Here is a 10,792-nt window from a genome sequence, read left to right on the forward strand (position 1 = left end):
TCAAATTTTAATCCAAAACGGACGGATTTCTATTTTCAATTCAGAAGCGTCCTGTTAATAAATAAACAAAAAGCTATCTGTATCTTATCCAACAAAAAAAATCATAAGAAATTAAAAAAACAGCATCTTACAATAAGATTACACTATTAGATTGGGAAATATATAATTTGATTTCTGTAGGAAATACTCTACAAAGAATTGATAATAAAATGTATTATCTCTTCAGTTTGATAAGGTTCAAACCAAGTCGTATTGCCGTATTTTTTAAACCAAGTAATTTGGCGCTTGGCATAGCGACGAGAATTTTGTTTGATTTTGCCAACAGCATCTTGTAGGGATACAGTACCATCCAGATAATCAAATATTTCTGAATAACCCACAGTGAGCATTGCAGGTTTTTGACGGTAGGCTGCTAAAGATTTTACTTCTTCTAATAACCCAGCTTCCATCATTTTGTCTACACGTAGATTAATACGTTCATAGAGCTTCTCCCTCTCCATATTCAATCCAATGGTCACAATATCAAAAGGACGTTGTACTAAATCTTTCTTTTGGTAGAAAGAAATAGGATTACCTGTTGCTTCGTAAACTTCCAGGGCACGGATGACACGTTGCGGATTGTCAATATCCGCCACAGCAGAATAAGCAGGATCTATTTCTTTGAGACGTGATTTTAGTGGTTCTAAACCCTGTTCTTCAAAAGATTTATTCAAAGCTTCTCGAACACCCTCTGGAGCTTTAGGTAAATCATCCAAACCTTCACACACCGCTCGAACAAATAAACCTGACCCTCCTACCATAACAACGATGTCTTTGGTTAGAAACAATTCATCCAGTAATTTTAAAGCATCACGCTCAAAATCGCCTGCCGAATATTCTTCTTTGATAGAATGGGAATTGATAAAATGATGTGGAGCTGCAGCTAATTCATCTGCGTCGGGTTTTGCTGTACCAATAGTCATTTCACGATAAAATTGACGAGAATCAGCCGAGATGATTTCGGTATTGAAATGTTGTGCCAATAAAATAGCCGTAGCTGTTTTACCTACTGCTGTAGGACCAACGACTACGACTAAAGTTTTTTTATTTCTTTGTGTTGAAGACATCAATTAATAATCGTCCTCACCGCCACCGAACTCTTCTTTTTCACCCTCTTCGCCTTCTTCCTCTTCATCATCCAACAAATCGAAGTCATCTTCTTCATCTACACCATATTCTTCGGTTGCAGTTTCTTCAATAAAATCATCGTCTTCATCGTCATCCGTAGAAACAGGAAAATTAGCCGCAGCTATTAATTTTGGTGCCTGACCAACAGCTTTAAACAATGAAGGGTATTCTTTACCGTCTTCTTCCTTCAAGATTTTTATCAATTCCACATGAAAATCATATGGTCTATCAAAATTATAGATGTAATAAAATTTTTGATGTGGGTCATCGATAAACTTACTTAAACGAATATCTTCCATAATTAACACGCCTGTATCCTTCTTGCGGGGATTTGGAAGATGCGCTATTTCAGTACCTTTTTTCCACTGATCATTACTCACATAGAACGAAGATGAAACCTCAGCATTATAGCCCGTGCTCTTATGTATCTCATGATGTAATTCTAAAAATGTACCTTTTGAAGGCATATCTATGTCGCGATACACATCTTCATAATCTTCGAAAGTAACTCTAAATCTATAAACTGCCATATATCTATAACACTAAGTGATGCTTAGTTTCTAATTATAAAATTATAAATTATTTTGTTGTCTCTAAAGACAATATTTGCTTTGGCTCTAAATTCAAGGATTTTGCCTTTTCGAGCATAAAATTATAAGCTGCCATACGTTCGTTAGGTATATCACCTTCCAATATAGCTTCGCGAATCGCATTTTTAATAATACCCACCTGCTTGCTAGGCCCTAAGCCAAAAACATGCATGATATCCTCTCCTGTTACTGGTGGCTGCCAATTGCGTAGATGATCGCGCTCTTCTACATCTTTCAGTTTTTGTTTTACCAACTCAAAATTGTCACGGTATTTCTTCTTTTTGAATTCGTTTTTGGTGGTCACGTCAGCATGGCACAATAACATCAACGCATCAATATCATCTCCAGCTTCAAACAACAAACGACGCACAGCCGAATCCGTCACAATATCCTGAGCGAGAACAATAGGTCTTAAATGTAGTTGAACCAATTTTTGAACAAATTTCATTTTTTCGTTCAAAGGCAACTTCATCTCCGCGAACAATTTCGGCACCATTCGTGCTCCTCTATCTTCGTGACCATGAAAAGTCCAACCGATACGCTTATCAAAACGTTTAGTAGCTGGTTTCGCAATATCGTGCATAATAGCCGCCCAACGTAACCATAAGTCGTCCGACATTTCCGCTACATTGTCCAACACTTCTAAAGTATGGTAAAAATTGTCTTTATGGCCTTTACCATCTACATATTCTACACCATACAGATTTGCCATCGCTGGGAATACCAATTCCAACAAACCTGTATCAAACAAATATTTGAATCCAATAGAAGGCTTTTTAGACAAAATGATTTTATTTATCTCGTCTGTAATACGTTCTCTGGATATAATTTTTATACGATCTTTTGTTTCGACAATCGCTTCTAAAGCTGATACATCAATTTTAAAATTTAATTGTGTTGCGAAACGTATTGCCCGCATCATACGCAACGGATCGTCAGAAAATGTTTCTTTTGGTTCTAGTGGCGTACGAATAACGCGGTTTTCAATATCTGCTAATCCATTAAAAGGATCTAGCAATTGACCGTACGTTGCACTATTCAACGAATAAGCCATTGCGTTTATTGTAAAATCGCGACGATTTTGATCGTCCTGCAAAGTACCATCTTCTACAATAGGCTTGCGTGAATCACGACGGTAGGATTCTTTACGAGCCCCAACAAACTCCACGTCCAGCCCGTCGTATACCAACATCGCTGTACCGAAAGATTTGTAAACCGCAACTTTGGTATGTAGAAAATCACCCAACTTAGTTGCGAAATCAATTCCCGAACCAATAACCAATATATCCACATCATTTTTGAAAGGACGACCCATTATTCGATCCCGCACATAGCCTCCAATCACATACACTTCAGTGCCTGTTTTGTCAGCTAAATCTTTGATAATAGAAAATATTGGATGTTGTAAGTCTTCAGTCATAGCGCACATATCATAGACCCTGCCGATCTATTTAGTTGGCAAAAATACTTAAATAAAAAGAAAAATGAGTCAAAAATATAAGGTAATCTCCCGATTTGACTAATCTCTGTCTTTTGAAAGTTTACGGAATGCTAGTGGATTTTCGGACAGTTCAGCTTGCTCGCGACGATTCTTGACGATATGCACTGCCGTAAAAATTGCCTCTAAGAAAGACTCATGTGAAGCTAAATTTTTCCCTGCAATATCATAACCTGTGCCATGATCTGGAGAAGTACGAACAATAGGAAGACCAGCTGTATAATTTACACCTTTACGACTAGCAATATGTTTGAAAGGAATTAAGCCTTGATCGTGGTACATAGCTAATACCCCATCGAATTTTTTGTAAGCATCACCTGCAAAAAAACCATCTGCTGGGTAAGGACCAAAACAGAAAATTCCTTCTTGGTTAGCTTTTTCTAAAGTTGGAGCAATAATAGCATCGTCCTCTGTACCAATCACGCCATTGTCGCCAGCGTGTGGATTTAATCCCAGCACAGCAATTTTTGGTTTTTGAATCCAGAAATCTTTTTTCAAAGATTCATTCATCATGCGCAATTTTTTCAAAATTGCCTCTTCTGTAATTTTACTTGCAACCTCGTTCAATGGAATGTGCCCTGTAACAACTCCAATTTTTAGTTCATCACAAACCATAAACATCAATACATCTTCTGCATTGGTTTTGCTTTGTAAATATTCGGTATGTCCTGGGAAGGTGAAATTTTCGCTTTGAATATTGTGTTTGTTGATAGGGGCAGTTACTAAAGCATCTAGTTTTCCAGCTATTAAATCTTCCGTAGCACGTTCCAACGATATAAAAGCGTATTTTCCACCGATTTCGTTTTCCTCGCCCAATGAAATTTTAACATCTTCTTGCCAACAATTAATCAGATTTGGGCGTTTGGGATTTGCTTGGTCAACATCATTAATAACATTAAAACTAAAGTCATTGATGTTGTTCGCTTTACGATGAAATGAAGCATTCTTGGTATTACCGTATACGATTGGCGTAAAGAAATCCAATACACGATTGTCTAACAGCGATTTGATAATCACTTCCAAACCTATACCATTAATGTCCCCAATACTAATACCAACTTTTAATTTATCACTCATCGTTTTTAGCGTTTTTCAAATCAAAAATAGGAAAAAAATAAGAAAGAAGAAGGTAAATCCGAATTCTATCGTGCATTCAATCTCCACAATTAACGAAATCTTTTTACCACAATCTGCCATATACTTAGTAATTTTGTTGTTTAAGATAAAATATGGGTACGGTACGCGCAAAAAAACACTTAGGACAACACTTTTTGAATGATAAAAATGCAGCACAACGTATTGCTGATGCTCTGGACACTTCTTTAGGCTTCACCCAAGTTTTGGAAGTAGGTCCTGGTATGGGCGTATTGTCAGATTTTTTATTGCAAAAAGAAGAATACGAGACGTTTTTGATTGATGTGGACGACGAATCCATTGAATATCTTGCAGACAAATACCCACAATTAGGCGACAGATTAATTCACGGAGATTTTTTGCAATTGGATTTCAGCCAATATTTTGGAGACAAAATGGCTGTCATCGGCAACTATCCATACAATATTTCTTCACAGATTTTATTTAAGGTTTTGGAAGAAAGAGACCGCGTCGTGCAAATGGCAGGCATGTTTCAAAAAGAAGTAGCCGAACGTTGTGTAGCCAAACCAGGAAGCAAAGAATACGGCATTATCTCCGTTTTCTTGCAGGCTTATTACGATGTCGAATATTTGTTTACCGTAAAAGCAGGTGCTTTCAACCCTCCACCAAAAGTTCTTTCGGGCGTAATGCGAATGACGCGTAATAAAGTAACGGATTTGGGTTGCGATGAAGGTTTATTTTGGAAAGTTGTAAAAGCAGGATTTAATCAACGTCGTAAAACTTTACGTAATTCGCTTTCTGGGGTAATTGCAAAAGACAAAATGAGCGACAATCCACTATACGATTTACGTGCAGAAAGATTAACAGTTGCTGATTTCGTCGCGTTGACAAACGAAATTTCCGAATCTAAATGATATGAACATTGAAACGGAATTTGCGATAATAGGCGGAGGCGTAGCGGGATTGACCGCTGCGATTGGTCTTCAACAATTGGGTCGTGAATTCGTGGTTTTCGAAAAGACAAAAGAACTCAAAGGTATTGGTGCTGGATTTGGCTTGGCAGCGAATGCCATGCAAGCTTTAGATTTACTAGGTCTAAAAGAAGAAGTAGAAAAAATAGGCTTTTATACCAATTCCTTTAATATATTAGACCAGCACGGAAATATTTTATTTGCTCCGGACACTCAAAAACTTTCTCAGCAATACAATCAAGATAACTTCACTATTCACCGCGCAGATTTACATTTTTATCTGTTAAGCAAACTTCCCTCAGAAACAGTATTTCTTGACAAACAGGCATTACGTTTTGAACCGCATTCGAATGGTATAACCGTATTTTTCAGGGACGGAAGCTCAGTAAAGTGTAAATATCTACTTATAGCCGACGGTGTAAAATCTCCTTTGCGACAACAACTTCTTCCATACTCTACACCGCGTTATTCAGGTTATACCTGCTGGCGAGCTACAATTGACAACAGCAGTATTCAATTAGACAAAGGTTCTGAAACTTGGGGTGTAAAAGGTAGATTTGGTATGACGCCATTAGTTGGAAATCGGATATATTGGTACGCTTGTGTCAACAGTAAAGACAATAACCCAGTCTATAAAGACTACACTGTTCAGGATTTAACAAAACATTTTCGAGACTACCACACTCCAATTCCTACTATTCTTTTTGAAACAAAGAATGAAGATTTGATTTGGAATGATATAATAGATATTAAACCTTTATCACATTTTGCCTACGGTAATATACTGCTGTTGGGCGATGCAGGTCACGCTACTACCCCGAATATGGGACAAGGCGCTTGTCAGGCATTAGAAGATGTAGCGGTATTAGTCGATGAATTGAAAGATAATAAACCTATTCAACAAGCTTTTCGTAATTTTGAACAACGCAGATTGAAACGCACCAAATATATCACAGACACTTCAAAGCGAATTGGAGAGATTTCGCAATGGTATAATCCATTTTTGGTAGCTTGTAGAAATAATATTATGAAAATTCTACCTAAAAGTGTGGCTCAGGCCGGTTTGACACAACTTCTCTCTGTGGATTTTATGAAAATAGGAAAATAAGCGAACATGAATATTCTTATCGTTGACGACATACATCAAGTCCTTTTAGAAAAATTTGATAAAGCAGGTATTAGCTACAATTACCAGCCTGATATTACCCGTGCCGTCGCAGAAAAAGTCATAAATCAATATGATGGCTTAATTATTCGTTCGAAGTTCCAGATCGATCAAGCATTCATCGATTTAGCTCCACACCTTAAATTAATTGGTCGTTCTGGCGCAGGTATGGACAATATAGATGAAGATTATGCATTATCAAAAGGCATCAAACTTTTCCCTGCCAACGAAGGAAATTGTGATGCGGTAGGTGAGCATATGATTGGGATGTTATTGAGTTTGATGAATAATCTTAATCGTGGCAATATGGAAATTCGCCAAGCCTTATGGAGACGCGAAGAAAACCGTGGATATGAACTCAAAGGAAGAACGGTTGCTTTGATTGGTTATGGACATAATGGTCAAGCGATGGCGAAGAAACTTTCAGGTTTTGATGTCAAAGTCATTGCTTACGACAAATACAAAACGGGATTTTCGGATCAATATGCTACAGAAGTTTCGATGGAAGAAGTTGTAAAACAAGCTGATGTAGTAAGTTTTCATATTCCGTTGACACGCGAAACCAAAGGTTTGATTGATGAAGAATATCTATTGCATTTCCGCAAGCCTATTTTCTTTTTGATGGGTGCACGTGGGGGAATTGTAAATGTTCCTGCGGTATTAAAAGCATTAGATTCAGGGAAAATTTTAGGAGCAGCTTTCGATGTATTACCTATCGAAAAATTCCCTGCTTTGGGTGAGCAGGATTGGTATCAGGACTTAATCTCTAGAGACAATGTTATCTTAAGTCCCCATGTGGCAGGCTGGACTTTTGAAAGTTACTTCAAGCTTTCAGCTATTTTAGCGGATAAGATTATTAGCGACTTCAATACTAAATAAACATAGGGCATACTGCCCTACTAAAAGTAAATCCAACAAGTAAACATTTAGAAAGTTGTTTTGCTCTTTAAATATTTTGGTTTTGAAAATTAGCAACACCAAAATATCACATAGTATCAAGCCTATTTTGATTTCTGTCGATGTAGGCATTGCCAAAACCAACAAAATATGCAATATCCCTAAAAGGTAACAGAGGTATTTTGCTCTAATTTCTCCTAGAGCCAAAGGAACCGTTTTCAGGTGATAATAAGAATCTTGTTTCATATCCCGAATATCAAAAGGAATAGTCACTAGAAGAATAAACAAAAATTTACAACTCAACAAGTAAAGCAAACTGCCCCATGCGATGTTTTCTAAATTATTTACACTTTCCACATAGACCAATCCCACTGTACTTAAGGACCAAATCAAAGCAATATGAAACACCTTTATATAAGGTAGGTGACGAAAACTTTTCCATTGACCTTTTATTTTGAGAAGAGGAAGCGCATAGGCCAAACTTAGCACCCCAATAAATCCTAAGTACAGGAGTGTTTGAAAATGGATTTGTGCTAACGCATACAGAAGAAGCAGAATTGCTAAGACATTTATTATCCAAAAAATGGGCATTTTACCAAAAATCCACCGTGTTCGCTCGTAAGGTGATTGCTTATAATCTTTAGGTTTCGAAATCCAGATGCTTAAATTATACAGTAATAGAGTCGCCGCAAATTCCAACAAGACAATATAAAGATTGTAAGAAAGGTGAAAAATTTCATAACTCAAAAGCACCTGCGCTGCTGCTGCACTGGCAATCAACAAATTAGTAAACACGAAAAATTTCCAAATCTGTTCTAGCTTTTTCACGTCAAAAATTTATTCACTTTTACACAGATAATTAGTAACAATCTCTTTGCCTCATTCGCTTTTAATGGCAAAAAAAATTAAATTAGTCTCTAAATCAGGCATTTTGCCACATTGAATAAATGAATGTCTGAATTGGATAACTAAGTATAATAAAATATAAACCTATAGAAAATTTTAGAGAAAGAGAGATGAGTTTTCAAATTAAAAGTTTTGAGGAGTATCAGGACGCTTATAAGAGAAGTGTCGAAAATCCAGAAGAATTTTGGGGAGATGTTGCAAGCAATTTCTTTTGGAAAAGAAAATGGACTAATGTTCTAAATTGGAATTTCAAAGATCCAGATATCAGATGGTTCGAAGGAGGTAAAGTAAATATTACCGAAAACTGTTTAGACAGACATATCTATCAAAATGGCGACACACCAGCCATCATTTGGGAACCGAATGATCCTACTGAAGCGCACCGTGTGTTGACTTATAAACAACTTTTAAACAAAGTTGAACAATTTGCTAACGTATTAAAGAATAACAATATCAAAAAAGGTGACCGTGTGTGTATTTATTTACCAATGGTCCCTGAATTAGTAATTGCTGTATTAGCCTGTGCTCGTATTGGTGCCATTCACTCTGTCGTATTTGGTGGTTTCTCTGCACAATCTATTGCGGATCGTATCAATGATGCGGAGTGTAAATTAGTAGTAACAGCTGACGGTGGTTTCCGTGGTCCAAAAGTATTGGAACTTAAATCCATCGTAGACGACGCCTTGATGCAGTGTAAATCCGTGGAGAAAGTTATTGTCTTGACTCGTTCTCGTACGCCAGTTTCGATGATTAAAGGTCGTGATGTGTGGTGGGAAGACGAAATTAAAAAAGTAGAAACACAAGGTAATCCAGCTTGTCCTGCAGAAGAAATGGATGCAGAAGACACGTTGTTTATTTTGTATACTTCCGGTTCGACAGGAAAGCCAAAAGGTGTAGTACACACAACTGGAGGTTATATGGTGTATACGGGCTATACATTTGCCAACACCTTCCAATATCAACCAGGAGAAGTATATTTCTGTACTGCTGATATTGGTTGGATTACAGGTCATAGTTATATCGTTTATGGACCACTTTCACAAGGTGCTACTTCATTAATGTTTGAAGGTATCCCTACTTTCCCTGATGCAGGTAGATATTGGGATATTGTGGACAAATACAAAGTCAATATTCTATATACAGCTCCAACAGCTATTCGTTCATTGATGGCCTTTGGCGACGAATATGTAGACTCTAAGGACTTATCATCTTTACGCGTATTGGGTTCTGTAGGCGAGCCAATCAATGAGGAAGCGTGGCATTGGTACAAAGACAAAGTAGGTAAAGGAAAATGTCCAATTGCAGATACATGGTGGCAAACTGAAAATGGTGGTCACTTGATTACACCTATCGCAGGTATTACACCTGAAATTCCAGGTTACGCATTATTACCTCTTCCCGGCGTTCAACCATGTTTGATGGATGAAAATGGTAAAGAAATAGAAGGCAACGATGTTTCAGGTAATTTGTGCATCAAATTCCCTTGGCCAGGCATGTTACGTTCAACTTGGGGCGACCACGAGCGTTGTAAACAAACATATTTCTCTACTTACGAGAATATGTACTTTACAGGTGATGGCTGTTACCGCAGCCCCGAAGGTTATTACCGCATTACAGGACGTGTGGATGATGTATTGAATGTTTCTGGACACCGTATCGGTACAGCGGAAGTTGAAAACGCTATCAACATGCACTCTGATGTAGTTGAATCTGCAATTGTAGGTTATCCTCACCCCGTAAAAGGTCAAGGTATTTACGCTTATGTCATTGCCAATCACCATATCGACGAAAATCAAACTCGTCAAGACATCCTACAAACGGTAACTCGTTTGATTGGGGCTATTGCCAAACCAGATATTATTCAATTTGTAAGCGATTTACCAAAAACGCGTTCAGGTAAAATTATGCGTAGAATCTTACGCAAAGTAGCAGAAAACGAATTGGGCAGTTTAGGAGATACATCAACACTACAAGACCCTACGGTAGTAGAAAAAATCATTGAGGGTGCTGAAAAGCTTAGAAAGTAACAACTACATTTAAAGGATAGCCAAAAAGCTATCCTTTTTTATTATACTACTTTTCTTTAAAGTCAGCACATTAGCACCTATACCACCTAATTATGAGAAAGTTATATTTATTATTCATAAGCACAATCATCTTCCTTTCATGTAAAGATGATGATTACGAAGCGTTAGATTTAAACACGAGCTATAGAGAAATTATAGACACAGCTTACGGAGAACATGCAAGACATAAAATCGATTTGTACTTGCCCGAAAATAGAAATGCAAATACGAAGCTTATTGTTATGATTTACGGAGGCGCTTGGATAAGTGGAGAGATAAAAGTGATTTGAAAGCATCTGTAGAAGCTATTAGGCGGTTAGCACCTGATATTGCTGTGGCAAATATTAACTACCGTTATATTGATGGGCAATCTGTTCTAATTCAGGAACAACTTCATGATGTTGAAAAAGCAATTAATTTTCTAACTACAAATGCTG

Annotated in this window: 10 protein-coding genes; 5 read left to right on the forward strand and 5 right to left on the reverse strand. The window is 37.3% G+C overall.

Annotation, left to right across the window (positions count from 1 at the left end):
• Positions 1-188: 188 nt before the first annotated feature.
• The 4 genes from miaA to pdxA all read right to left on the reverse strand — a co-directional run bounded on the left by miaA (position 189) and on the right by pdxA (position 4,332).
• Complete coding sequence (gene miaA, locus G5B32_RS05305; protein ID WP_165290506.1) at positions 189-1,106, reverse strand: tRNA (adenosine(37)-N6)-dimethylallyltransferase MiaA; 918 nt, start codon at positions 1,104-1,106, stop codon at positions 189-191.
• 3 nt (positions 1,107-1,109) lie between these two features.
• Positions 1,110-1,697 carry a plasmid pRiA4b ORF-3 family protein gene (locus G5B32_RS05310; RefSeq protein WP_165290507.1) on the reverse strand — a complete coding sequence of 196 codons (588 nt, stop codon included), beginning with the start codon at positions 1,695-1,697 and terminating at the stop codon, positions 1,110-1,112.
• A 49-nt stretch (positions 1,698-1,746) separates the two neighbouring features.
• Complete coding sequence (locus tag G5B32_RS05315; protein ID WP_165290508.1) at positions 1,747-3,177, reverse strand: CCA tRNA nucleotidyltransferase; 1,431 nt, start codon at positions 3,175-3,177, stop codon at positions 1,747-1,749.
• 99 nt (positions 3,178-3,276) lie between these two features.
• Positions 3,277-4,332 carry a 4-hydroxythreonine-4-phosphate dehydrogenase PdxA gene (gene pdxA / locus G5B32_RS05320; RefSeq protein WP_165290509.1) on the reverse strand — a complete coding sequence of 352 codons (1,056 nt, stop codon included), beginning with the start codon at positions 4,330-4,332 and terminating at the stop codon, positions 3,277-3,279.
• A 152-nt stretch (positions 4,333-4,484) separates the two neighbouring features.
• Between pdxA and rsmA the strand changes: the two genes are divergently transcribed.
• The 3 genes from rsmA to G5B32_RS05335 are packed head-to-tail and all read left to right on the forward strand — an operon-like array spanning position 4,485 to position 7,365.
• Positions 4,485-5,264, forward strand: coding sequence for a 16S rRNA (adenine(1518)-N(6)/adenine(1519)-N(6))-dimethyltransferase RsmA (gene rsmA / locus G5B32_RS05325; protein ID WP_165290510.1), 780 nt, complete (start codon positions 4,485-4,487; stop codon positions 5,262-5,264).
• Between the two features lies 1 nt (position 5,265).
• Positions 5,266-6,429 carry an FAD-dependent monooxygenase gene (locus G5B32_RS05330; protein WP_165290511.1) on the forward strand — a complete coding sequence of 388 codons (1,164 nt, stop codon included), beginning with the start codon at positions 5,266-5,268 and terminating at the stop codon, positions 6,427-6,429.
• Positions 6,430-6,435: 6 nt separating this feature from the next.
• On the forward strand, positions 6,436-7,365 hold the full coding sequence (locus tag G5B32_RS05335) for an NAD(P)-dependent oxidoreductase (protein ID WP_165290512.1): 930 nt from the start codon (positions 6,436-6,438) through the stop codon (positions 7,363-7,365).
• Here G5B32_RS05335 and G5B32_RS05340 read toward each other — a convergent pair.
• Positions 7,327-8,211, reverse strand: coding sequence for a hypothetical protein (locus tag G5B32_RS05340; RefSeq protein ID WP_165290513.1), 885 nt, complete (start codon positions 8,209-8,211; stop codon positions 7,327-7,329). The genes G5B32_RS05335 and G5B32_RS05340 overlap by 39 nt on opposite strands.
• A gap of 188 nt (positions 8,212-8,399) precedes the next feature.
• Between G5B32_RS05340 and acs the strand changes: the two genes are divergently transcribed.
• Positions 8,400-10,316, forward strand: a complete 1,917-nt coding sequence (gene acs, locus G5B32_RS05345) for an acetate--CoA ligase (protein WP_165290514.1) — start codon at positions 8,400-8,402, stop codon at positions 10,314-10,316.
• A gap of 92 nt (positions 10,317-10,408) precedes the next feature.
• Positions 10,409-10,645, forward strand: a complete 237-nt coding sequence (locus G5B32_RS05350) for a hypothetical protein (RefSeq protein ID WP_165290515.1) — start codon at positions 10,409-10,411, stop codon at positions 10,643-10,645.
• The last annotated feature ends 147 nt before the right edge of the window (positions 10,646-10,792 follow it).

It is taken from the genome of Sphingobacterium sp. SGL-16, from assembly GCF_011043515.1.
GTDB lineage: Bacteria > Bacteroidota > Bacteroidia > Sphingobacteriales > Sphingobacteriaceae > Sphingobacterium > Sphingobacterium litopenaei.